The 24,682-nt window shown below is 59.2% G+C and carries 20 protein-coding genes and 3 pseudogenes; 16 read left to right on the top strand and 7 right to left on the bottom strand.

The features are described 5' to 3' along the window. Positions 1-113: 113 nt before the first annotated feature. The 7 genes and pseudogenes from ASE98_RS27245 to ASE98_RS26595 form a co-directional block, all read left to right on the top strand. Positions 114-393, top strand: a pseudogene (locus tag ASE98_RS27245) (type VI secretion system tip protein VgrG); the annotation flags it as partial. 1 nt (position 394) lies between these two features. Then, positions 395-1,174, top strand: a pseudogene (vgrG, locus tag ASE98_RS14110) (type VI secretion system tip protein VgrG); the annotation flags it as partial. 1 nt (position 1,175) lies between these two features. After that, a pseudogene (locus ASE98_RS26605) lies at positions 1,176-2,314 on the top strand (type VI secretion system Vgr family protein); the annotation flags it as partial. Position 2,315: 1 nt separating this feature from the next. After that, positions 2,316-2,843, top strand: a 528-nt coding sequence (locus ASE98_RS27240; protein WP_236707801.1) for a DUF2345 domain-containing protein, incomplete at its 5' end; no start/stop codon positions are given. Between the two features lie 32 nt (positions 2,844-2,875). Further along, a complete protein-coding gene (locus ASE98_RS26940) occupies positions 2,876-5,554 on the top strand; it encodes a hypothetical protein (RefSeq protein ID WP_177336973.1) in 2,679 nt (892 codons plus the stop codon). A gap of 1 nt (position 5,555) precedes the next feature. Beyond that, positions 5,556-6,269, top strand: coding sequence for a hypothetical protein (locus ASE98_RS14095; protein WP_060541941.1), 714 nt, complete (start codon positions 5,556-5,558; stop codon positions 6,267-6,269). Positions 6,270-6,451: 182 nt separating this feature from the next. Continuing rightward, the gene (locus ASE98_RS26595; protein WP_156465504.1) at positions 6,452-6,802 is read left to right on the top strand and encodes a hypothetical protein; all 351 of its coding nucleotides are present in this window, start codon (positions 6,452-6,454) and stop codon (positions 6,800-6,802) included. 330 nt (positions 6,803-7,132) lie between these two features. On the opposite strand, the gene ASE98_RS14090 is transcribed toward ASE98_RS26595, so the two are convergent. Next, entirely contained in the window at positions 7,133-7,450 is a 318-nt protein-coding gene (locus tag ASE98_RS14090; RefSeq protein WP_060541940.1) for a DUF6124 family protein, read from the bottom strand. Between the two features lie 480 nt (positions 7,451-7,930). Here ASE98_RS14090 and ASE98_RS14085 point away from each other — a divergent pair, with 480 nt between their 5' ends. The 6 genes from ASE98_RS14085 (at position 7,931) to ASE98_RS14060 (ending at position 13,854) form a co-directional block, all read left to right on the top strand. Next, positions 7,931-8,167 (top strand): MbcA/ParS/Xre antitoxin family protein, encoded by a 237-nt coding sequence (locus tag ASE98_RS14085; RefSeq protein ID WP_060541939.1) that lies wholly within the window; start codon positions 7,931-7,933, stop codon positions 8,165-8,167. A 134-nt stretch (positions 8,168-8,301) separates the two neighbouring features. After that, complete coding sequence (locus ASE98_RS14080) at positions 8,302-9,429, top strand: ABC transporter ATP-binding protein (RefSeq protein WP_236707800.1); 1,128 nt, start codon at positions 8,302-8,304, stop codon at positions 9,427-9,429. Between the two features lie 39 nt (positions 9,430-9,468). Continuing rightward, on the top strand, positions 9,469-10,611 hold the full coding sequence (locus ASE98_RS14075; RefSeq protein WP_060541938.1) for an ABC transporter substrate-binding protein: 1,143 nt from the start codon (positions 9,469-9,471) through the stop codon (positions 10,609-10,611). Positions 10,612-10,642: 31 nt separating this feature from the next. Continuing rightward, the gene (locus tag ASE98_RS14070; RefSeq protein WP_060541937.1) at positions 10,643-11,560 is read left to right on the top strand and encodes an ABC transporter permease; all 918 of its coding nucleotides are present in this window, start codon (positions 10,643-10,645) and stop codon (positions 11,558-11,560) included. A 1-nt stretch (position 11,561) separates the two neighbouring features. Then, positions 11,562-12,389, top strand: coding sequence for an ABC transporter permease (locus ASE98_RS14065; RefSeq protein ID WP_060541936.1), 828 nt, complete (start codon positions 11,562-11,564; stop codon positions 12,387-12,389). Then, on the top strand, positions 12,382-13,854 hold the full coding sequence (locus tag ASE98_RS14060) for an aldehyde dehydrogenase family protein (protein WP_060541935.1): 1,473 nt from the start codon (positions 12,382-12,384) through the stop codon (positions 13,852-13,854). The genes ASE98_RS14065 and ASE98_RS14060 overlap by 8 nt, the downstream gene beginning before the upstream one ends. A 55-nt stretch (positions 13,855-13,909) precedes the next feature. On the opposite strand, the gene ASE98_RS14055 is transcribed toward ASE98_RS14060, so the two are convergent. Both ASE98_RS14055 and ASE98_RS14050 read right to left on the bottom strand, forming a co-directional pair. Next, positions 13,910-15,469 carry an ArnT family glycosyltransferase gene (locus ASE98_RS14055; protein ID WP_060541934.1) on the bottom strand — a complete coding sequence of 520 codons (1,560 nt, stop codon included), beginning with the start codon at positions 15,467-15,469 and terminating at the stop codon, positions 13,910-13,912. A 10-nt stretch (positions 15,470-15,479) separates the two neighbouring features. Then, a complete protein-coding gene (locus ASE98_RS14050) occupies positions 15,480-16,100 on the bottom strand; it encodes a cell wall hydrolase (protein WP_060541933.1) in 621 nt (206 codons plus the stop codon). Between the two features lie 144 nt (positions 16,101-16,244). Between ASE98_RS14050 and ASE98_RS14045 the strand changes: the two genes are divergently transcribed. After that, a complete protein-coding gene (locus ASE98_RS14045) occupies positions 16,245-17,096 on the top strand; it encodes a CAP domain-containing protein (RefSeq protein ID WP_060541932.1) in 852 nt (283 codons plus the stop codon). Positions 17,097-17,164: 68 nt separating this feature from the next. Here the strand turns inward: ASE98_RS14045 and ASE98_RS25870 are convergent, their stop codons facing one another. The 4 genes from ASE98_RS25870 to ASE98_RS14030 form a co-directional block, all read right to left on the bottom strand. Continuing rightward, positions 17,165-17,320: a DUF2474 domain-containing protein gene (locus tag ASE98_RS25870; protein WP_082457542.1), complete on the bottom strand. Its 156-nt coding sequence runs from the start codon at positions 17,318-17,320 to the stop codon at positions 17,165-17,167. Beyond that, complete coding sequence (gene cydB, locus ASE98_RS14040; RefSeq protein ID WP_060541931.1) at positions 17,307-18,323, bottom strand: cytochrome d ubiquinol oxidase subunit II; 1,017 nt, start codon at positions 18,321-18,323, stop codon at positions 17,307-17,309. The genes ASE98_RS25870 and cydB overlap by 14 nt, the downstream gene beginning before the upstream one ends. A gap of 32 nt (positions 18,324-18,355) precedes the next feature. Beyond that, positions 18,356-19,771, bottom strand: a complete 1,416-nt coding sequence (locus tag ASE98_RS14035; RefSeq protein WP_060541930.1) for a cytochrome ubiquinol oxidase subunit I — start codon at positions 19,769-19,771, stop codon at positions 18,356-18,358. A 76-nt stretch (positions 19,772-19,847) separates the two neighbouring features. Then, positions 19,848-22,172: an FdhF/YdeP family oxidoreductase gene (locus tag ASE98_RS14030; protein ID WP_060541929.1), complete on the bottom strand. Its 2,325-nt coding sequence runs from the start codon at positions 22,170-22,172 to the stop codon at positions 19,848-19,850. 436 nt (positions 22,173-22,608) lie between these two features. Between ASE98_RS14030 and moaA the strand changes: the two genes are divergently transcribed. Together moaA and ASE98_RS14020 are read left to right on the top strand one after the other, a co-directional pair. Next, positions 22,609-23,607, top strand: a complete 999-nt coding sequence (moaA, locus tag ASE98_RS14025; RefSeq protein WP_060541944.1) for a GTP 3',8-cyclase MoaA — start codon at positions 22,609-22,611, stop codon at positions 23,605-23,607. Between the two features lie 6 nt (positions 23,608-23,613). Next, positions 23,614-24,513 carry a bestrophin family protein gene (locus tag ASE98_RS14020; protein WP_060541928.1) on the top strand — a complete coding sequence of 300 codons (900 nt, stop codon included), beginning with the start codon at positions 23,614-23,616 and terminating at the stop codon, positions 24,511-24,513. Positions 24,514-24,682: the final 169 nt, after the last annotated feature.

The raw sequence follows: 24,682 nt of genomic DNA, 5'->3' as shown, positions 1-24,682 counted from the left end.
GAGTCGACCTGCTGGTCGGCGGCCTGACCCTCGGCGCTGGGCTACAGCGACGAGGAGGGCATCACCCTGCAATTCAGCGACGCGCCCTCAGCCGTTGCGATGGAGGGCCAAGCATGAACACCTTCTTCGACCACAGCCGCCACAAACTCAAGATCGACCAACTCGACACCCACCTCGACGTCCTCGCCTTCGAGGGCCATGAGTACCTCAGCCAACCCTACCTCTACCGCATCGAATTCACCGCCAGCGACCTCGACATCGGCGCAGAAAAGTTCATCGGCCAATACGCCGAGTTCAGCCTGTACGCCCACCCCTCGACGCGGCCGGTGATGTCCTGGGACGAACCCAAACCACCCAAACCCCTGCGCACCCTGTACGGCCGCATCACCGGCTNGTTCAGCCTGTACGCCCACCCCTCGACGCGGCCGGTGATGTCCTGGGACGAACCCAAACCACCCAAACCCCTGCGCACCCTGTACGGCCGCATCACCGCCTGCCAGCGCCTGTCCGCCTCGGTCGACGAAGCCCGCTACGAAGTCACCCTGCAACCGCGCCTGGCCTTGCTCGATCGCGGCCAGCAAACGCGGATCTACCAGCACCAGTCCGTGCCGGACATCGTCAAAAGCATCCTGCGCAGCCGCCACGGTCTGGACACCGGGCACTTTCGCTTCACCCTCAAGCGCGACTACCCGTCCCGCGAACAGGTGATGCAGTACCAGGAAAGTGACCTGGCCTTCATCAGCCGGATCCTCGCCGAAGTTGGCATCTGGTACCGCTGCACCCAACACGAAAAACTGCACTTCGACATGGTCGAGTTCTGCGATGACCAGCGCTGCTACCAGTTCGACGTCGAGCTGCCGCTGCGCTCGCCCTCGGGCTTCAGCAACAGCGACGAGGACAGCGTCTGGGCCCTGCAAACCCGCCACCAAGTGGTGGAACAGCAGGTCAACGTGCGCGCCTACCACCCCGAAGACAGCCGCGCCTACCTCGATGGCGAAGTCGACCAGACCCAGGGCGAGCCGGCCGCCCATGGCAAAGTCGCACGCCCCAGCGCCGACAACACCTACGGCGAGGCCTACCACTACGCCGAACCCTACCGCGTGCTCGGCAAGGCCCACCTGCGCGACGAAGACCTGCAAAGCGAAAGCGGCTTTTTCTACGCACGCCTGCGCCANGCGCCGACAACACCTACGGCGAGGCCTACCACTACGCCGAACCCTACCGCGTGCTCGGCAAGGCCCACCTGCGCGACGAAGACCTGCAAAGCGAAAGCGGCTTTTTCTACGCACGCCTGCGCCATGAACGCTACCTCAACAACCAGACCCACCTCAGCGGTACCAGCAGTAGCGCCACCCTGGCCCCCGGCCAGGTCCTGACCATCAGCGGCGACACTCCCAAGGCCTTCACCCCCCGCGTAGTGATTAAAAAGATCGCCATCCGCGCCGCCCGCGACCGCAGCCTGACCTGCGATTTYGAAGCCATGCCCTATGCCTTGCGCCTGTGCTTCCGCCCCGAAATACCACCCAAACCACAAATCGCCGGCACCCTGCCGGCACGCATCACCCACCCCCAGAGCAACCCCCTGTACACCGAAATCGACCAGCAAGGTCGCTACCGGGTCAAATTCCTCTTCGACCGCGACACCTGGCCCGCCGGCCGCGAAAGCAAATGGCTGCGCCAGGCCCGCGCCTACGCCGGCGACACCTACGGTCTGCACCTGCCGCTGATCGCCGGCACCGAAGTGGCCATCGCCTTCGAGCAGGGTGATCCGGATAGACCCTACATTGCCCACGCCTTGCATGATGACCAGCACCCGGACCTCGTGACCATGCGCAACGACCACCGCAATGTGTTGCGTACACCGGCCAACAACAAGTTGCGCCTGGACGACACTCGGGGGCAGGAGCACATCAAGCTTAGTACCGAGTATGGGGGCAAGAGTCAGCTCAATCTGGGGCATCTGGTGGATGCCAAGAGGGTCAAGCGCGGGGAAGGGTTTGAGCTGCGCACCGATGATTGGGGCAGTCTGCGCGCTGGCAAGGGCGTATTCATCAGTGCCGATGCGCAGCTCAAGGCGCAAGGTCAGGTGCTGGACATGGACGAAGCCGTGGCCCGCCTGCAACAGGCTGGCGAACAACTGCAACAGCTCTCCAGCGACGCCCAGACCGCCAAAGCCGAACCGGCCGATGTGGCAGCGCAGCTAAACCTTCTGCGTCAGGATCTGGAACAACTCAAGTCCCAGGTCCTGCTCCTCAGCGCCCCGCAAGGCATCGCCCTCACCAGCGGAAAACACCTGCAACTGGCGGCCAAGGACNCAGGATCTGGAACAACTCAAGTCCCAGGTCCTGCTCCTCAGCGCCCCGCAAGGCATCGCCCTCACCAGCGGAAAACACCTGCAACTGGCGGCCAAGGACAACCTGATGTTTAACGCCGGCGGCGAGGCGGACCTCAGCGTGATCAAGCGCCTGTTCATCGGCGTCGGGCAGGGGGTGAGCCTGTTCGTGCGCAAGCTCGGTATCAAGCTCATCGCCAACCAGGGCCCGGTGAGCGTGCAGGCACAGAACGGCCGACTGGAGCTGATCGCCCGGCATGGTCTGGACATCACCAGCACCGAAGATGAAATCCACATCACGGCGAAAAAGAAAATCATCCTCAACGGCGCAGGCAGTTACCTCACCCTGGAAGCGAGCGGCATCGAATCGGGTACGGCCGGCGATCACAAGGTGAAGTCGGCGCACTTCGAGTACAGCGGTGCAGCCAAACAAATACTCGAAATACCACAGCTATCCCCATTGACCGAGCACGACCACGAGTCCCTGGGGCTTACGGATTTCTCTGGCTGACCCCTATGCCACTCAAGGAGTGAAAACACATCATGCGCGATTTACTTGTTTGGTTTTTTGGGACTCAGGCGTTTGACCGCCCCCCACAATCAGAGACCCGCGTTACTCCCGCCCAGCCACGACCGACTCAAGCAGCCCCAACGCCAGAACCAGAGCGTGAAGCACTGCAACCGTTGAAAAACTGGAGCCATCCGTTCAAGGACAAACGCAACCCGCTGATGCAACTGACCCACATGGCCAGGGCGAAAGCGGGCTTCTACCCATTGGGTCGAAACGGTCTCTGGCACGGCGGCGTGCATTTTGACAGCGGCACTGCCGGTCCCCTGGATCAATCCAGCGTGCAGTGCCTGGCCGACGGTGAAGTGGTGGCCTACCGCATCGACACCCATTCGCCGACCACGCCCTACATCGTCAACAAACAGTCCGTAGAGAAGCCGTTCTCGCGCAACTTCGTCCTGGTGCGTCACCGCCTTCAGCCGCCGAAAATCGAAGGCAGCCCGGACACCCCACCCAGCCTGACGTTCTACAGCCTGTACATGCACCTGCGGGATTGGGCGAATTATGAAGCAGACTCTGCGCTGCAACGTCCGGCCTTTTGGCCAGAACGTAATCTAAGGGTCAGAGCGGACGTCTCCAACACTCGCCCAGGCACCTCGACACCCAAAGGGTTGATAGTGCTCTCCAAGCCGGCTGAAGGCGGACATATGCTTCACCTCGACCTGCTACCACCCGGCACGCCGGTGGTGGTCAGTGGCGAGGGCAAATACCGCAAGCTGGAACACTCCCGGGGCCCGGCTTCACTGCGTAACGCCGATGGCTCTCTGCAAGGCTATGTTGCCTTCCGCAACCTGGACCACGTCAACGGTGTGACCTATCGGGTCAGTTCTTCCGGTGACCACATGAATGTTCGATCCCGCTTCGATCTCAACGGTCGTGATTTGCTCATATTGAGGCAAGGAACAGAAATCACCATCAGTGGTGAAGGCGAGTTTCGCAAGCTGGAAAGCATCAGCCAATACGTGCTTGCCGCGTCGTTGCAAGGTGAGCCGGCAGCGTTGACGGATCAGGTGGTGGTGCTCGACCAGCCGGTGCCAATCAAGGCCGGGAATCTGATAGGCCATATCGGGCAATATCACGAATGCCGTGCCGAGCACCCGGAAGAGAAACTGCACCTGGAAGTGTTCAGTGGCGATGACGTCGATATTTTCATCGAGGCCAGTCGTGCCTGGGCCAAGCGTCTGCCGGATAAAGACAAGACCTGGCTGAAGCTGGCCAAGGGCACGGCCGTGGTGACTCATGAAGACAATGCCACTGCCGCCCGCTTGCAGATGGCCAGTGCCTCCAGCCCACTCAGCGCCGCCGACCTGTTGCTCCCCAAAAGTGTGCTGGATGCTCTGCCGGCCGACCGAAAAATCCAAGTGCCGGCCAGCCCGAGCCACAACGCCCGCACCTGGTATCGACTGGACGGGCTGCTGCACGACGCGCAGAACAACGCGCTCGACGGCTGGGTGCGCGAAGAAGTCGGCGTCACGCCCTGGCTCAATCCCTGGTCGTGGGAAGGCTACGACATCATCTACGACTACGGCACGCCCCGACATGCCCTCGCCTCGTTCTTCAGCAACATCCGCCAATTCAACGAAACGCAACTCGAACGCTACCGCCCCATGGCCGACGCTGAAGACAAGGGACCGGTCAAGAGCCGCCTGTTCGACATCATCGACCGCAACCGCGACGGCAAAATGACCGCCGAGGAACTACAGGCAGCCATCAGCCTGCCGGCCCATGCGCAATCGATATCGCAACTGATTATCCACAAGGAAAGCGAGTGGTATCACCAGTCACAAAAATGGGACGCGCTGGATGAATTGCTCGGCCATAGCGGCTCGACGCCGCATTTGAACTGGTTGGCGGAGAAACAGCGAATCAAGCAGATAAGTTGGTGGAGTGAGGTGGCGGAGAAAGTGGGGTTGCCGTCATGGGGGAAGGCGTATCACTTTCATCCGGTGGGGTTGGCTGGAAAGTTGGCGAAGCAAGGTGGCCTAATTGATGTGGATGATTTTTTAATGCAATACGAGCAGGCACATACGCGCTTTTCGCCTGGGACACGCACCCTAAGTCAAGGGTCAAAGGAAAATCTGAAAAAAATAATCATCGCGATAAATAATTACTACGAATCAAATCCACTGAAAGCAAACCTTTACGAAGTATCTTATATGCTGGCAACTGTCAGGCATGAAGCATACTACTTCCCTACTGGAGAATTTTTTAGTGAAAAGCCAGAGGTTGGTGATCTTTCTTACTTTAACAAGTACGATCCTATCCTTGCTTCAGATCCTATTGATCGAGAGAAGGCTAGAAAAAATGGAAATACCGAGGAAGGTGACGGGTACAAGTACAGAGGTCGCGGCTGCGTCCACTTGACGTGGAAGAGTAATTACCGAAAATTCTCAAACTTGCTGTCTTTTGACTTTATTTCAAATCCGGACGCTGCAGCAAAATTTGAGCACTCCATACCTATTATGATTATCGGCATGACTGAAGGAATTTTTACTGGAAAAAAACTGGCCAACTACTTAAACGCCAATGAGGTGGACTACTTATCGGCAAGGAAGATCATAAATGGTAACGACGAAAAAGCGTTAATCGCCTCCTACGCAGAAAAATTTGAGGCCATTCTAAAGCAAACATCCACGTTATCTATGGAGTTTTAACATGACCAAACACCCCTTATTCGTATCACTACTATTGTTTCTGACCTGTTCAAAAGCGGTGCCTAGAGAAATAGTGAGCGGGCAAATTCCGGGGAGTATCATGCTGCGCGATAGTAATAACGAAGTTACCTACAAGAATATAATTGGAGACAAAGAAGGCTTTGACCGCAAGCTGATAAGTATAAATGACTCTCCTGCACTGCGAGCGAGCGCTAGATATAAGTTTTACTACACTCTAACACCCAGGGAGAATGAGATACTAATTGACTGCGCCTACTTTGATACCCGAAACATATATAATGGCGCTAGAGCATCCGCCGGTATATGCGGGCTAAATATAGAACTTACTGAGAATTATGATGAGATAGCGCAGGATTATTCAAATATTTGGAGAGCGTCAATTTTTTCATTTGATACTAAAGAGGTATTTGAGAGTGGCATTGGGAAAGATTTTTTTCTGGGAAAAATAGGAGAGATTGAGGTTTTTGATAGATACCCATCAGCAAACTCATTAGAAAACTCAGCACCTCAAAAAATTATTAAAAGTCGCTCTGGGTGCTTCAACTTTGCAGATGCTGTTGGGTTTCTGGTTTTTATCAACAAAGATAACCCCACTCTCCATTACCTTGACGTGCTTCGCTCTGAAGATCCGCTGCGACTTCAAAGAATGCAGGAGCAAGATCTAAAAAAAATCGCGGTAAAAAAATGTACGTGACGCTTTCAGAGCAACCTTTGAAATGCGAACTTTTCAAAAGCTGTGCACACTCGTAAAAATTAGACCATTGTCCCGACGGAAAGATTTTACAAGCACTCTAAATATGTGGAGAATTAAAAATCAATCAATTAGTATATATATTATTCCTTGTTCTTGCATCACTTCAAACTGCAAGAGCCGAGGTGAATTACTCCGCATCATCCGAAGTAAACTCCGGAAGAGTTAATGGCACGCTGGCTCGATACATAAAGACATTCGAAGATGATTGCCTTGAAGTCGAGGTAGTGAATGCAGGCGCTAAGCTTAGCGTGCTATCAAGCATGCACTTATGTAGTTTTGAAGGCAAGCCGTTCTCAACAGGATTTGCTTATGCAGGCTTTCAAGATATAACTTTTGAAAAAGATGGCATCCACTTAACTTTAAGCATTACGCCTTTGGAACCTACGGGTGAGGAAGTAAGGGAATGCGTGATCCCAATTGCAGAGGGAAACATGAGCGATCTCCAATGCTCTAGCGCAAGGAGGCTAAATTGACATAGCGGAAGAAATAATTGAGAAAACACGGTACTAAAGAGGTGTAAATCAAAGGATTGGTAACGGGTATTGCCTCGACGGCTGGGTACGCGAAGAAGTCGGTACCCTGCCTGGGCTCAACCCCTGGTCCCAGCCTCGTGCTACAGCAACATCCGCCACTTCAACGAAACGCAACTCGAACGCTACCGCCTCTTGGCCGACTCTGAAGACAAGGGCCATCATCGACTTCAACTATCTGAGCTGCCGCAGGCTTCGATCCCTTGGTCTTGATTCTCGGCAATCCCTAGCAAATCTAGAAAAGGTCACAGCTTCCGGCAGCTCGGATCGTGGCTACCCAAGTGGGTCTAGTTGATCTAGTGCGCGGTTTACCGCCAGTTCACCCAGCATGATCACCTGCGCTATCCCGAGCAGCGCGTTGCGACTCGACCCTTCCAGATGATCCACCAGATCGTTGGCCATGACGTTGGCCGACGCCAGCGATTCACAGGCATGCACCAGCAAGGTTTCAGTGTTGAGTTCAGGATTGACAATGAACATCGTGCCAGGCTTGCGCGGCGTCGCCATGATGTTGGGGCCGGGGTTGAGATCGAGACTTTCGTACGGAGTTGCCGGATCAGTGTCCGGGGGATTGGGTGTGACTTTGAACATGAATGAAACTCCTCGCATCGTAAAAAGGAGCCATCACACACACGCTACCAAACGAAGGGTGGTGGCCATAACGCAGGTTGGTAGACCGGGATGCAAGGAGACCGGCGCGCCCGAAAGCGCCCTGTGCATGGCCACCATAAAGCAAAGTAGAAAAACGCTGCCAATGATGACGCTCTGCACCTCGCATACCAGGCTACCAAACCCGATCACTGTTGTTTTCCAGCGACCGGCAAACGATAAAACCCAGCCCCAAGGCGCACAAGCCGGCGGATTCTGGCGTACCTGTAGGCAACGACGCAAGGTGTTGTAGCTTGCGGGAAGTAACGCTGACAGCGCTTAAACACGTACGCATGAAGGAGGACTCCCGTGTCTTGTTTTCGTTGAAAGCACTCACGAAGTAGCAGGAAATATCCGACGTGTTTTTAGGGTTGGCCTGCGCAAGTGCAAGGTTTATTTTGCAGCTCCTGGCAAGAACTTGGGATGGCAAAGGAGCCTGAATCGGAGTATCTAAACCAGCAGAAAAAAACAGTCCGACATGCCCAAACCTTGGAGCACGCCGTCAACGTGTTTGGCAGCCAGCAATTGGCCGAGGACTGGCTGAAGAAACCTTGCAAGTATTTAGACGACCAAATCCCGCTGGAACTGATCGGCAATTTGCATGGATTCCAGAAGGTAGAAAACTATCTGAACCGGATTGAGCATGGGGTTTATCAATGATCGTTATGCCATACGTTCACTGAAACACCTCAACGACTCCCCTCCTATCCCCCAAGGGATATATACACCGCAAATCCCCGATTGCTAGTTTGGCCCCCGACGCACTGATTCATCACTGCAAGGGAGCCCGGCTCGTGAACAACAGCGTGAACGACACCCCACCAAGCGATATCGAATTCTGCAATGTGGTCAAACGCTATGGCGATGTGCAGGCCGTCAACGGCCTGGATTTCGCGGTGCAGCGTGGCTCGTTTCACTCCTTTCTCGGTGGCTCCGGCTGTGGCAAGACCACCACCTTGCGCATGATCGCAGGGTTCGAACAACCCACCAGCGGCGAAGTGCGCCTGGCCGGTAAAAGCGTTGCTGGAGTACCGGCCTTTAAAAGACCGGTGAACATGGTGTTCCAGCATTACGCGCTGTTTCCGCACCTGACTGTGGCGCAGAACATTGCCTACGGCCTGCGCTATCGCACCCCGCGCCCGGACAAGAAACAACAACTGCGCATGGCCGATGAAGCGTTGGAGATGGTGCGCCTGAGCGGCTTCGGTCAGCGCAAGCCGAGTGAACTGTCCGGCGGCCAACAACAACGTGTCGCCCTCGCCCGCGCCCTGGTCAACAAGCCGACGGTGTTGCTGCTTGACGAGCCGCTGGCGGCGCTGGACCGCAAGCTGCGCAAGGAGATGCAATCGGAACTGCTGCGTTTGCAGCGCGAGGTCGGCATCACCTTCGTACTGGTCACCCACGACCAGGAAGAAGCCCTGTCGATGAGCGACAGCATCAGCGTGATGCACAACGGTTCGATCATCCAGACCGCCACCCCGGAACAACTTTACGAAGCCCCGGCCAGCCGTTACGTCGCTGACTTCATCGGCGAATCCAACCTGTTCGACGGCACCGTGCGCCAGCTCAACGGCAACTGCGTGGTGCTGCGCACCGAGCAAGGGCTGGAACTGACCAGCCCCCTCACCCCCACCGGCAAAGCCCTGAGCGCCAACACTGCCGGTTGCATCGCCGTGCGCCCAGAGCTGATCAGCATCGCCGGCGCCAATGTCGAGATGACCCGGGAAGTGAAGTTGCAGGGTTCTGTCGAGGACCGCATCTACCTGGGCAACTCCACCGAATACCGCGTGCGGACCCAGGCCTTCGGCGTGGTCTGCGTGCGTGTACCGCGCCAGCAGGATCACGGCGCCAACGCATTCGAACACGGCGCGCCAGTGCGCGTCGGCTGGGATCACGCCAATGGCCTGGCCATGGCGTTGTAAATCATCGATTCGTTTCATCAACCGGATGTGGAGCGTGCTATGGACCAGAAGACTTTTATAAAAACCCTGCGCAGCTGGCAGAACGGCTCGATCAGCCGCCGCGAGTTCCTTGGTCGCACCGGCCTTGGCATCGCTGCCGCCGTGGTCGCCACCAACATGCCCGGCCTGCTGACCTCCACCGCGCAAGCCGCCGAACAAGGCAAGCTGGGTGATCGCCTGTCACTGGCGACCTGGCCGAACTACCACAGCCAGGAAAACCTCGACGCCTTCGGCAAGACCACGGGTGCCCGGGTGTCGATGAGCGTGTTCGGCTCCAACGAAGAAATGCTCGCCAAACTGCAGGCCGGCGGCAGCGGTTGGGATGTGCTGGTGCCCACCAACTACACCATCAGTACTTACGTCGGCCTGGGCCTGATCGAGCCGCTGGACCTTTCGCGCATTCCCAACTTCGACGCCTCGGCGTTCCAGCAGAAGTTCATGGCCCAGGGCACCGTAGACGGCAAAGTCTACGCGGTGCCGAAAAACTGGGGCACCACCGGCATGCTCTACGACACCGGCAAACTGAAAAACGGCCCGACCAGCTGGAAGGAGTTCTGGGCCGCCGCCCAAGGCCCCGCCAGCGGCCGCACGATCGTCCACGACTACCAGTTGACCGCCATCGGTAACGCCCTGAAAAGCTTCGGCTACAGCTTCAATTCCCTGGACCCGAAGGAACTGGCCGACGCGGAAAAACTGCTGATCGAGGCCAAGCCGCATCTGTTTGCGATCAACTCCGACATCCAGCCGTCGATGCGCAGCGGCGATGCCTGGCTGGCGATGTCCTGGACCGGCGACGCTTCGCAACTGCACCGCGACAACCCGCAGATGCAGTTCGAACTGGGCAAGGAAGGTGGCGAACTGTGGAGCGACTTCTTCGCCATCCCCAAAAGCTCGGAGCACAAGGATGCTGCGTATGCCTTCATCAACTACCTGCTTGATCCACAGCACAACAAGCTCGAAGTGTTGAGCCACGGCTACCCGAGCGGCGACAAGCGCGTCGACGCCCTGCTGCCGACCGCCATGCTCGACGATCCGATCATGTACCCGGCCGCCGAAGCCCTCAGCCCGCTGGAGTTCGGAGCAGCTGCCACGCTGACCAGTCCGGCACGCGCCGAGTTGATGGCGCGTTTCAAGTCCGCCTGATCGCTTGACCATGGCCAATGAGGAGCCGTCAATGAACGCCGCCGCCCACCCGCAAACGGTGCAGCCGGGCCTTGCCCTGTCGGTCGAGGTGCGCCAACGGCGCAGCCTGGGCCGACGCATCACCCTGCTGATGCTCTTGCCTTCGACCCTGTGGTTCCTGCTGCTGTTGCTGATGCCGCTGGTCATCATCCTGGTCTTCAGCTTCGGTGAGCGCAGCGCCGTGGGCGGATACGCCGGTGGCTTCACCCTGGCCAACTACCTGAACCTCGGCTCCCGCGGCGCGGCCTTCAGCAATACGCTGATGCTGGCGCCGCTGGGCACCCTGGTATGCCTGGTGGCGGCGTATCCATTGGCGTACTTCCTGGCGGTCAAGGTCACCAGGAACCGCTCGCTGCTGCTGACGCTGGTGATCGTGCCGTTCTGGACCAGTTTTTTGATCCGCACCTACGCCTGGATTTTCATCCTCAGCGGCAAGGGCATACCGGCGCTGCTGGCCAGCCTGGGCCTTGAGGATGTGCGGCTGATCAACACGCCTTGGGCGGTGCTGATCGGCATCGTCTACGGCTACCTGCCGCTGATGGTGTTCCCGATCTACGTCAGCCTGGAAAAACTCGACAAGCGCCTGCTCGAAGCCTCCGCGGACCTGGGCGCCAGTGCCTTCGAAAGCTTCCGTCGGATCACCCTGCCGCTGTCCGCGCCGGGGATCATCACCGGGGTGATGCTGGTGTTCATCCTGTTGATGGGCGAGTTCCTGATCCCGGCCATTCTCGGCGGCGGCAAGGTGTTCTTTGTCGGCAACGCCCTGGTCGACCTGTTCCTGCAATCGCGCAACTGGCCGTTCGGCAGTGCGCTGGCCATGACGTTGGTGGCGATGATGCTGCTGATCATCGGCGTGTATCTGAAACTGGTGGCGCGCTACGGCGGCCGCCCTGCCGACGGAGGCCTGTGACATGTGGCTGCGCAGCTATTCAACTTCGCTGTACCTGTTTCTCTACGCGCCGATTGCCTTGATCGTGCTGTTCAGCTTCAACGCCGGGCGCAGTGGCCTGGCGTTCCAGTGCTGTTCGGTGCAATGGTTCGGCACCGCGTTCGGCAACCCGTTCATCATGGAAGCCCTGGGCAACAGCGCGCTGATTGCGCTGAGTTCCGCGGTAATTGCCACGTTGTTCGGCACCCTGGCGGTGTTCGGCTTGCAGCGCTGCGGCGCCAAAGTGCGGATGCTGTTTGATGCCCTGACCTATTGCGCAATCATTGTCCCGGGCATCGTCATCGGCATTTCGACACTGATTGCCTTCATCAGCCTGTTCGACCTGATCAACCCGCTGCTGGCGAGCTGGTTGCCGACAGTGCCGAAATTGAACATGGGCTTCTTCACGGTGATCGCCGCGCATTCGCTGTTCACCATGGCCCTGGTGATGGTCATCGTGCGCAGCCGCGTCGATTCCCTGGACAAGGCCTTGCTCGAAGCCTCGGCGGACCTGTACGCGCCTCCAATGGACACCTTCTGGCGCGTCACCCTGCCGCAGATCAGCCCGGCGATCATGGCCGGGTTCCTGCTGGCGTTCACCTTCAGCTTCGACGATTTCATCATCGCCTTCTTCGTCGCCGGTTCAGAGACGACGCTGCCGATCTACATATTTTCCTCCATCCGCCGCGGCGTGACGCCGGAGATCAACGCGATTTCCACGGTGATCATCTGCGTGTCGCTGGCCCTGCTGTTCACTTCCCGCCATCTGCAAAACCGCCGCACCGGCGTCCAGGAGTCGCACCATGCGTGATCAGCTCTACATCAACGGCGAATGGGTCAGCCCGGACCTGGGCGGCTATCTGGATGTGATCGATCCGGCCACCGAACAGGCCTTCCACCGCGTGGCGGCCGGCACTGAAGAAGACGTCGACCATGCCGTGCGCGCGGCCCGGCGTGCCTTCGACAATGGCTGGAGCCAGACCAGCGGCGCCGAGCGCGGGCAGTGGCTGGAGGCGCTGGCAGATGAGCTGGAAAACGGCCAGCAAGCGCTGGCGGAACTGGAAGTACGCGACAACGGCAAGCCCTTGCCTGAAGCGCAGTGGGACATTGCTGACGCCATCGGCTGTTTCCGGTACTACGCCGGTTTGGCCCGGGAACTGGATCAACAGCAGGACCAATCGCTGGCCCTGCCGGACGAGCGTTTTCGCTGCCGCATCCGCCACGAGCCGATTGGCGTGGCCGGGCAGATCATTCCCTGGAACTACCCGCTGCTGATGGCCGCGTGGAAGGTCGCGCCAGCCTTGGCCGCCGGGGCCACGGTGGTGTTGAAACCGTCCGAACTGACGCCGCTGACCGCCTTGGAACTGGCGGCCGCCGCCGATCGCATCGGCTTGCCGGCCGGGGTGTTGAACCTGGTCACCGGCCTCGGTGCCGACGCCGGCAGCCCACTCACCGAACACCCTGGGGTGGATAAACTGGCCTTCACCGGCAGCGTGCCCACCGGGGCGAAAATCATGTCGGCGGCGGCGCGGGACATCAAGAACATCAGCCTGGAACTGGGCGGTAAATCTGCGTTCATCGTGTTCGATGACGCCGATGTCGAAGCCGCCGTGGAGTGGATACTGTTCGGGATCTTCTGGAACCAGGGCCAGGTGTGCAGCGCCACGTCGCGTCTGCTGGTGCAAGAAACCATCGCCCCGCGCCTGATCGAACGGCTGGTGGAAGAAACGCGCAAGATCAGCATTGGCCCGGGCATGCAGCCCGGCGTGCTGCTCGGGCCGCTGGTCAGCCAGGGCCAGTACGACAAGGTGCTCGGCTTCATCGACCAGGGCCTGGCCAGCGGCGCCCGTCTGCTCACCGGCGGACGGCGCCCGGCGCATCTGGCCAAAGGCTATTTCATGGAACCGGCAATCTTCGACGAGCCGGAGCACAGCAGCATCCTGTGGCGCGAAGAAGTCTTCGGCCCGGTGCTGTGCATCAAACGCTTCAAGACCGAAGAGCAAGCGCTGCAAATGGCCAATGCCAGCCGCTTCGGCCTCGCCGCCGCCGTGATGAGCGCCGACCTGCAACGCACCACGCGCGTGGCCAATCAGTTGCGTGCCGGGATCGTCTGGGTCAACTGCTCACAGCCCACCTTCGTCGAGGCACCGTGGGGCGGCATGAAACACAGCGGGATCGGCCGCGAGTTGGGGCAATGGGGGCTGCACAATTATCTGGAGGTCAAGCAGGTCACCGAGTATGTCAGCGACCAGCCTTGGGCCTGGTACATGAAATAGCCCTGCTCACAGATAGCCTTGAATAACCCGACCAATAAGCAACCCCGCTTTCCCATCAAGGATTCGCCGCCTGCGTCGGCAGCACCGCCGTCGCAGGCGTGTAGGGTTCTTTCCAGGCGAACCGATAGGCTTTGGCGGCCATCTCAGGAAGGCACTTGCCGTTGTCGGCGGCGGCACTGACGATGGACCAGTGGGCCCGGGAATCTTCCCCCAGGGCATGGACCGCTTCGGCATTGAAGCACTGGCCCAGCACATCATCGGGCACCAGGGCGTAGGCTTGTGGATGTTCGCGCAACCATTGGGCGGCCTTCTCGACCGAGGAATTGTCCATCCCGAAATGCACCAGCGGCTGGCGCGCGAACAGCCAGTGCCCTTCTTCCCAGTTGACCAATACCAGATCGGCGCCGTGGGTCACGGTCGCTGCCTGCTCCATGATGGCCTGATCAGGATTGGCGCCATCCTTGAGCGGCACGAAGAATCCCCGGGCGAACCACAGCACGAACCAGATCGCGAACAGCGCCGTAAATGCCCGGCGCAAACGCGCACGCCGCCTGTACCAGCGCTTGAGCATCCATGGAATCAGTGGCGCGGCCACCAGCGCCAGGCCTGGCAACGCCGGGTAGATGTACAACTCGCGCTTGCCGCTGCTGAAGCTGAAGAACAGCACGACCAATAGCACCCAGCCGAGCAGCACCAACACCCGGCCATCGCGCTTTTTCAACTGACGGCGCCACGCGGGCACCAGCCATGGCAGCATCAACACCAACGGCAGCCAGTATAGGGCGATGACATGGGTAAAGAAGTACCAGGACGGTTCGCGGTGATGCCACGCCTCGGCATAGCGTCCCGCGGTCTGGCGCAGGAGAATTTCCCGGGCGTAGGCCATTTCATCGGCGCTGCCATGCAGGGCAATCGACAAGCCCAGGGGCAACAACCACACCGCTATGGCGCCGAGCATCACGGCAAGGCCCAGCAACCATTTGCGTGCCCCACCCGGCATGGCCACCACACCCGGCCATTTCCTGAGGACTGCATAGGCATACGGAATCAGCATCAACACCGGCAGAAAACCCACGCCCTTGGTGATCACGCCGACGCCCATGGCCGCGCAACCCACATAGAACCAGCGCCAGGCCGGGCCTGACAGCAGGTGCCGGGCCAGACCGTACAGGCCCAGGGAAGTGAACAGAATCAAAAAGCTGTCGATCTGGCCGCTTTGCAGAATGCTGTAGGTCTGATAGGTCGCCAGGTACAACAGTACCGCGATGCGCCCGGTACGCTGGTTCCACAGCCGGCGCCCCAGATCATAGACCATGGCCGTGACCATCACCGCCGAAAACAGTCCAGGAATGTACAGCGCGATGCTGGCCTTGCCGGTCAACCAGACACAGAAAGCCACCGCCCACATGAAAATCGGCGGCTTGTCACCGTAGATCTCTGCGGCACGATGGGGGATCAGCCACGAGCCGTGTTGCAGCATTTCCAGGGCGACCCCCAGATAGCGTTCTTCCTCCACGTTCTGCGCCTGACGCCAGCCCAGTCCTGCGCCAATCAATACCAGGGCCAGAAGCATCAAGCCCAGGCATTCAAGCCACGAGGGTAGAGATCTGCGCATGCTTTATTCCTTACCTGGCTGACCCGCCACGGGGTTTGTAGAAGCGGAACAGGCCAATATCCACTGTCTTGGTGTACCGCCTGGCCCAGTCTGGCCTGACCGTACGATCATGGAAATACAACGCACCACCGGTGCGATCCGGCAACTGTTTGTTCAGTGCCTTGCGCGCTATTTCCTTGGCCAGCGCATACGGCACTTCTTCCTGGACCGAATCAGGGCGCCCGTCACACCACCAGGAAAACTGGCAACTTTTGCTCTCCGAGCCCTGCTTGACCACGCCGCAGACGGTGTCCGGAAACCCCCCGTGGCCCAAGCGATTCATCACCACATTGGCCACCGCTTCCATGTCGACCGAATCCTTGCCTTTGGCTTCCCAATAAATCGACCGCGCCAGACAGGTGATCGCGTCGTCCAGTGGCGCGACGCCGGCAGGGTCCACGGCCTGGACTTCGGACTGGGTAATGGCTTCGGCCCCAGGGGCCGGTGCGGGACTGCTGCTCTGCGCGGCCTTTTGCTCAAGCACCTGGGCCTTGTTCTCGGCCGCCTGCTTTTGCTGTTCCTGATCTGCGGCGATTGCGCAGGTGGCAAACAAGATGACGACGAGGCAGGAGGCTATCCAGTCAAGGCGCATGGTCGGGCAAACTCCGAGGCAGTATCGAACCAGTGTAGTAGTGAAATGATTGCACTCCACCCACTACACTTCTGGATAAAATCCGTTGCCTTTGACGGGGCAAATTCGCGCATCATGGGCGCATTCAGCTCAAGGGGGATTTCCATGCGCTTCATCTCATCCGCTGTGCGTTTGGCCGGGTTGTCACTGGGCCTGGTGTTCGCCGCCACCGCTGTGGCGAGCGACGAGTCGCAATTGATCGAGTCGATCAATGTCTACCGCAGTCAACTGCAACGCTGTGCCGGCCAGGTCTCGTCGGAGCTGCCGCCGCTGTCCGCCGATCCTCGCCTGGTGCTGTCCGCCACCAGCGTCGTCAATCTGCAGCAGGCCATGGCCAGCGCGGGTTATCCCATGAAGAACGTGCAGGCGATCAGCCTTACCGGACCACGTGATGCGGCGTCGGCGATGAAGGCGATCCGGGAGAGTTTTTGCCAGATCGTGCTAGACCCGCAATTTGTCGATGTCGGCGTCAGCCGCCAGGACCGTGACTGGCGCATCGTGGTCGCACGCCCGTTATTGAGCGCGCGCCTGGGGGACTGGCAAGCGGAAGGCCAGAAACTGCTGGCCGAACTCAACACCGCCCGCGCGCAGCCGCGCCAGTGCGGCGCACAATCCTTTGCCGCCGCCACGCCACTGACCTGGAACGCCACGCTGGCCAGCGCCGCCGAGACCCACTCGCGGTCCATGGCCAACAATAATTACTTCGATCACAAAGACCGCGACGGGCGCACCCCCGGTGACCGCGCCGAGCTCGCCGGCTACGACTTCCAGCAAATCGCCGAGAACATCGCCGCGGGGCAGGACAGCGCGCGCAAAGTGGTCGAAGGCTGGCTGACCAGCCCCGGGCATTGCGCCAACCTGATGAACCCGCAGATGCGCGACCTGGGCGCGGCGTATGCGACCGATCCGAAAAGCGATGCGGGGATCTACTGGACGGCGATGTTTGGGGCGCAGTGAGGGCAAGGTAAAACCGCGATGCAGTTGTAGGAGCTGCCGCAGGCTGCTCCTACATTGAACAGCAAGGGTTAGTGCGAGCTCATCCCCGCCGCACGCATCAACATGCGCAAAGCCCCCGCCACCACACCCAATGCAACCAGACTGCCCAGCCAGATCAACACCAGCCACCCAAGGCGTTTGTACCAACGCGCAGGTGCCGGTTGCTGCGAATTAATGGTAGCCATCACCGATCCTCACTTTGCCGCGGAAAACGTAGTAGCTCCAGACGGTGTACATCAGGATGATCGGCAGAATGAACAACGCGCCGATCAGGATGAACAACTGGCTGGTAGCCGGTGAAGCCGCTTCCCACAAGCTGATGGACGGCGGCAAGATGTTCGGCCAGATACTGAAGGCCAGGCCGATGTAACCGAGGAACACCAGCATCAGGGTGAAGGCGAACGGCCAATGGGTGTGGCGTTGGCGCAGTGTCTTGAGCAGGCCGAACATCGCCAGCAAGGCCAGCAGCGCCAGGGCACCGAACACCACCAGGTGCGCATGGCCGAACCAGCGCGTGGCGATTTCCGGGTGCAGGATCGGCGTCCACACGCAAATCACTCCGATGACCGCCAGCAGCAGCCAGGCCAGGGGCCGGGTGAACAGGCGCATGCGCGATTCCAGCATGCCCTCGGTCTTGACCAGCAACCAGGTGCTGCCCAGCAGCGCGTAGGCGACGATCAAGCCAACGCCGCAGAACAAGGGAAACGGCGCCAGCCAGTCCCAACTGCCACCGGCGAACTGCCGCTCGACCACTGGGATACCGACAATGTAAGTCCCGATCACCACACCCTGGGAAAACGTCGCCAGCAGCGAACCGCCGATGAACGCCATGTCCCAGATATGACGTTTTTCAGGGCTGGCCTTGAAGCGAAACTCGAAGGCGACGCCACGGAAAATCAGCCCGCACAACATCAGGATCAGTGGCAGGTACAACGCTTCCAGAATCACCGAATAGGCCAGCGGGAACGCGCCATACAGCGCCGCGCCACCCAGCACCAGCCAGGTCTCGTTGCCGTCCCATACAGGGGCGACGGTGTTCATCATCACATCACGCTCTTTCGCATCCGGGATCAGCGGGAACAGAATGCCCAGCCCCAGATCAAAGCCGTCCATGATCACGTACATCATCACGCCGAAGGCGATGATCACGCCCCAGATCAGCGATAGGTCTATACCTTGAATACCCATGTCTCACCTCCTCTTTTTCAGATGACGCTGGTTCAAATGACGCGGGCGTCGGTTTCGAGGGTGTCGGCCGAAAGCGGACGGCGCGGTGTAATCACCTGTTCGTTGTGGCCCTCGGGCCCATGCTCGTGATGGGATTTTGGCCCTTTGGCCACCAGTTTCATCATGTAGCCGATACCCACCGTGAACACCGAGAAATAGATCACCACAAATAGCGCCAACGAGATGCTCAACTGCGTCACGCTGTGATTGGACGCCGCATTCGCGGTTCTTTGCAGGCCATACACCACCCATGGTTGGCGCCCCACTTCCGTGGTGATCCAGCCGGCGAGCATTGCGATCAGGCCGCTTGGGCCCATCCACAACATCAGGCGCAGAAACCAGCGGTTGCGGTAAATCGCGCCACTGCGACGCAAGGCCAGGCCCAGCACGCCGGCCAGCACCATCAACATGCCAAGGCCGGCCATGACGCGGAAGCTCCAGAAGATGATCGTCGCGTTGGGCCGATCTTCTTTCGGGAAGCTCTTGAGTGCCGGAATTTGCTTGTCGAGGCTGTGAGTCAGGATGAGGCTGCCCAGGTACGGAATCTCGATGGCGTATTTGGTTTTCTCGGCCTGCATGTCGGGGATGCCGAACAGCACCAGCGGCGTTGCCTCGCTGCCGTTATTTTCCCAGTGACCTTCAATGGCGGCGATTTTCGCCGGTTGATGTTCCAGGGTGTTCAAGCCATGTGCATCGCCCACCACGGCCTGGATCGGGCAGACGATCAACGCCATCCACAACGCCATGGACAACATCTTGCGCACTTGTTTGGTGTCATTGCCGCGCAGCAGATGCCACGCCGCTGACGAACCGACAAAGAACGCCGTGGCTACGAAGGCGGCGATCGCCATGTGCGCCAGTCGGTACGGGAACGACGGGTTGAACACGATGGCCAGCCAGTCCAGCGGCATGACGCGACCATCGACGATCTCGAAGCCCTGGGGCGTTTGCATCCAGCTGTTGGATGCAAGAATCCAGAAGGTCGAGATCAAGGTGCCGATCGCCACCATGACCGTCGAAAAGAAGTGCAGGCCGCGCCCTACCCGGTTCCAGCCAAACAGCATGACCCCGAGGAATCCGGCTTCGAGGAAGAAAGCGGTGAGCACTTCATAGGTCAGTAACGGTCCGGTAATGCTGCCGGCAAAGTCGGAGAAACGGCTCCAGTTGGTGCCGAACTCGTAGGCCATGACCAGCCCGGAGACCACGCCCATGCCGAAGTTGACGGCGAAGATCTTCGACCAGAAATGGTAAAGATCGCGGTAGGTGTCGTTGTGGGTTTTCAGCCAAAGACCTTCAAGCACCGCCAGGAAACTGGCCAGCCCGATGGTGATGGCGGGAAAGATAATGTGGAACGAAACCGTGAACGCGAATTGCATTCGCGCCAGGTCCAGTGCCTCAAGGTTAAACATGTCGATATCCTCATCGCGGATATAAAGGGGACGAACCTGTAGGAGCCGACCGCAGCAAGCCGGCTCCTACAGTGATTTATGCGGCGGAGGTGGAGATCAGGCTGTTGGCCTTCGCCGGCTCGATCCGGATGGCGACGAATTTGGAGGTCGGGGTGAACGTGCGGTCCCCGTAACTTTCCAGCGGCACCAGCGGGTTGGTTTCCGGGTAGTACGCGGCCGCCTGACCGGCGGGAATGTCGTAGGCAATCAGAGTGAAACCGCTGACCCGACGCTCGCGTTCGTCATCCCACAACGCCACCAGGTCAACTTTCTGCCCCGGCTCTAAACCGAGTCGGCGAATGTCCTGCTCGTTGGCAAATACCACATCACGCATGCCATAAACCCCGCGATAGCGATCGTCCAGGCCGTACAGCGTGGTGTTGTATTGATCGTGGGAGCGCATGGTCTGCAGAATCAGGTGCGGCTTGACCGCCAGGTTGCGCACGCCTTCGCTGATCAAATGTTCCGGCAACACGCTCGAAGTGAATTGCGCTTTGCCGCTCGCGGTTTTCCAGACGCGCTGCGCCGCGTTGTTGGGCATATGGAAACCGCCCGGGTGCAGCAAGCGGGAGTTGAAGTCCTCGAAGCCGGGAATGGTGTCGGCGATCATGTTGCGGATACGCCCGTAATCGCCGATGGCCCAGTTCCAGTCAATCGGGTGCTTGCCCAGTGTCGCTTCCGCGATCCCGGCAATGATGGCCGGCTCGGAAAGCAGGTGTTTCGACTTGGGCTTGAGCTGGCCATGGGAAATATGAATCATGCTGAAGGTGTCTTCCACGGTGACACCCTGGGGACCCTCGGCCTGCACGTCGATATCGGTACGACCCAGGCACGGCAGGATCAGAGCCTCACGCCCTGTCACCAGGTGGCTGCGGTTGAGCTTGGTCGCGATGTGCACGGTCAGGTCGCACTTGCGCAACGCGGCATGGGTGCGCGGGGTGTCGGGGGTGGCCTGGGCGAAGTTGCCACCCAGGGCGATGAACACTTTCGAAAGCCCCTGCTCCATGGCGCCGATCGCCATCACGGTGTTGTGGCCGTGCTCGCGCGGCGGCGTGAACAAAAAGCGTTTCTCCAGGGCATCGAGCAATTCGGTGGGCGCCAGTTCGTTGATGCCCATGGTCCGGTCGCCCTGCACATTACTGTGACCACGCACCGGCGACAGCCCGGCACCCGGGCGACCGACGTTACCGCGCAGCAACATCAGGTTGATGACTTCCTGCAGCGTCGGCACCGAGTGCGTATGTTGGGTCAGGCCCATCGCCCAGCACATGATCACGCGCTTGGCCCGGACGTACATGCGTGCGGCGAGTTCGATGTCGGCCAAGCTCATGCCCGACTGCTGCACGATGTGCTCCCAGGAAGTGGCGTCGACTTCGCCCAGGTAGGCACCCAGCCCCGAGGTGTGTTCGGCGATGAACTCATGGTCGAACACCGGCTCGCCACCGTTGACTTGAGCCTCGCGCTCCCACTGCAAGAGGAACTTGACCATGCCACGCATGACCGCCATGTCACCGCCCAGAGCCGGACGGAAGTAAGCGGTGTTGGTGGGTTCAGAGCCGTTCATCAGCATCTCGACCGGGTGCTGGGGATGCTGGAAGCGCTCTAGTCCGCGCTCCTTGAGCGGGTTGATGCAGATCACCTGGGCTCCGCGTTTCACCGCTTCGCGCAGTGGCTCGAGCATCCGTGGGTGGTTGGTGCCGGGGTTCTGGCCGATGACAAAGATCGCATCGGCGTGCTCCAGGTCGTCAAACACCACAGTGCCTTTACCCACGCCCAGGCTCTCGATCATGCTCACCGCGCTGGCTTCGTGGCACATGTTCGAGCAGTCAGGGAAATTGTTGGTGCCGTAGGCCCGGACGAACAACTGGTAGAGAAATGCCGCTTCATTGCTGGCCCGACCCGAGGTGTAGAACTCGGCCTGATTCGGCGATTCCAGGGCATTGAGATGCCGGGCGATCAGCGCGAACGCTTCATCCCAGGTGGTTTCCACGTAATGATCGGTGGCCGCGTCATAGCGCATGGGATGGGTCAGCCGCCCCTGATACTCCAGCCAGTAGTCGCTTTGCTCGGCAAGCGTGGATACGCTGTATTTGTTGAAGAATGCCGGGTCGACCAAGCGGCCGGTCGCCTCCCAGTTGACGGCCTTGGCGCCGTTCTCGCAGAACTTGACCATACCGTTTTCCGGCGACTCGCCCCAGGCGCAACCGGGGCAATCGAAGCCACCATTCTGGTTGGTCTTGAGCATCGCTCGGATATTCTTCAGGGCGTTTTCACTGCCCAGCCAGTTTTTGGTAACGGCGATCAGCGCGCCCCAACCAGCGGCGGCTCCTTTGTAGGGTTTGTAGCGGTCGACTTGAGACATGGTACTTCTCCGTGACCTGATTCAGGCCATTGATCGTTTGACGGAGAAAAGCATAGGAATGTGCGTGGAATGTTGTCTAATCGCTATTAACGACCATGTTATCGAGGATATCTATCAATGATATTTATAGTTGTATTTCAATAACTTAAATCATATTAGAAGTATATGACTGGCGAAAAAAACTGATCATAGAGCGAATCGATCAGGCAGTTATTATTAGTGATTGGACGACCCTCCAAACTGCACTTAGCCTGCACTCTACAAACCCCCTGCAGGAGCGAGCCGGCTCCGGGCGGCGTTCCGACGATGGACGTTAACGATAACGCGTGCTTGCTGGTTAAACGCGGCGTTCTTAAGTCCATCGCGAACAGGCTCGTTCCTACAAGGATCACAGCGCAACATTCATTCAATGCAAGCGATGCCAAGTGAGGAAATCATGTCAGAGCGAGTCTTGATCGACGGGTTCGCAAGGCGCGTCGACTATCTGCGGATGTCGGTCACCGATCGCTGCGATTTTCGTTGCGTGTATTGCATGGCCGAGGACATGCAGTTCCTGCCGCGCCAACGGATTCTGACCCTGGAGGAGATCTATCAGGCAGCCGAAAGCTTCGTCGCGCTGGGCACCCGCAAGATCCGCCTGACCGGGGGCGAGCCGCTGATCCGTCCAGGCGTGGTCCAACTGTGCCAGAAGATCGCCGCCCTGCCCGGCCTGCGCGAGCTGTGCATGACCACCAACGGCTCGCAGCTGGCCAAGCTGGCCGATCCGTTGTTCGAAGCCGGGGTCAAGCGTCTGAACATCAGCCTCGACTGCCTCGACCCACAGCGCTTTCGCGAACTGACCCGCACCGGTGACCTGGCGCAGGTCATCAAGGGCATCGACACAGCCAACCAGGCAGGCTTTCGCAACACCAAGCTCAACTGCGTGGTGATGAAGGGCCGTAACGACCACGAGATCAATGATCTGGTGAGTTTCGCCATCGACCGCAACCTCGATATTTCCTTTATCGAAGAAATGCCCCTTGGCACCATCAATGAACACAGCCGTGCCGAGTCGTTTTTCTCCAGCGCTCAGGTACGTGATCGGATTGCCGAGCGCTACACTCTGATTGATTCCGCCGAGTCGACCCAAGGCCCTTCACGCTACTGGCGCCTGGCCGAGGCACCGCACATTCGCCTGGGGTTCATTTCGCCCCATAGCCACAACTTCTGCGGCACCTGCAATCGCGTGCGGCTGACCGTGGAAGGTCGCCTGTTGCTCTGCCTGGGCAATGAGCACTCCGTTGACCTGAAGGCGGTCTTGCGCAGCCATCCGGGCGCGCCTGAACATCTGGAAAAAGCCATTATCGAGGCGATGAAACGCAAACCCTATCGACATAATTTCGAGGTGAACGACGATGTTCAGGTGGTTCGCTTCATGAACATGACGGGCGGCTGAAAGACCATGATCGTTAGACCCAAACCCGGCCTGATCGGCGTCCTGACTTCACTCAAGGGGTCGATCGCCAAGCGCATTGCCTGGCGCAGCCTTCTGGTGACGCTGCTCGCCTCGGCCATCGTACTGATCGAAACATTGCATCCAAGCTATTTTTCCAAGGTCAGTGCGACGCCGTTCACCCTGCTGGGGCTGTCGTTGTCGATCTTCATGAGCTTTCGCAACAATGCCTGCTATGACCGCTGGTATGAAGCGCGCAAGGCGTGGGGCGAGGTGATCGTGGATATCCGCTCGATGATTCGTGAAACCCAGATCATCAAGGACACCCGCGAACGACACACCCTCCTGAGCAACCTCTGCGGCTTCGCCCATGCCCTCAACGCCCGGCTGCGTAAGGACAATGAACTGGCCGCCAGCGGCGACTGGCTCGAACCGATGCCCCGGGGCAACACCCACGACGTCAGTGCGCAGATTCTGCTGCAGGTTGGCCAACAGTGCTCGGCGCTCAACGAATCAGGCGTGATCGGCGAATGGCGCTACACGATCATGGCCAACATTCTGACCAGCCTGACCCGCTCCCAGGCCGTTTGCGAACGCATCAAAAACACACCGCTGCCGTTCCCCTACACCCTGTTGCTGCATCGGACCATCTACCTGTTCTGCATCCTGTTGCCATTCGCCATGGCCGAGCCACTGGGCTGGCTGACGCCGATTTTCACCGCGATTGTCAGCTACACCTTTTTCGGCCTGGATGCGATTGCCGATGAACTGGAAGACCCTTTCGGCCGCGATGAAAACGACCTGCCCACCGACGCCATCGTGCGCAACATCGAACGCGACATCCTCGACGCCCTGGGCGTGACGGAGCTACCGCCACAACTGGAACCGGTGGATTTTGTGCTCAATTGATAAACCCTGTGAGCGCGTCGATGCGGCGGTCCGCGGCGGCCATAGGGATTGGGTTCAATGAAGATAAAACTGTGGGAGATTCTATGGTTGAGGGGAAGCCCTCAACTGACTTTTGGCTGATATTCGCTTTGTCCTTTCAGCAAGGCGAATACCACCCGAGCAAGCTTGC

This window comes from Pseudomonas sp. Leaf48 (assembly GCF_001421885.1).
Lineage (GTDB): Bacteria > Pseudomonadota > Gammaproteobacteria > Pseudomonadales > Pseudomonadaceae > Aquipseudomonas.
The sequence above is the reverse complement of the archived record's forward strand: the minus strand, read 5'-3'. Positions and strand labels throughout refer to the sequence as shown.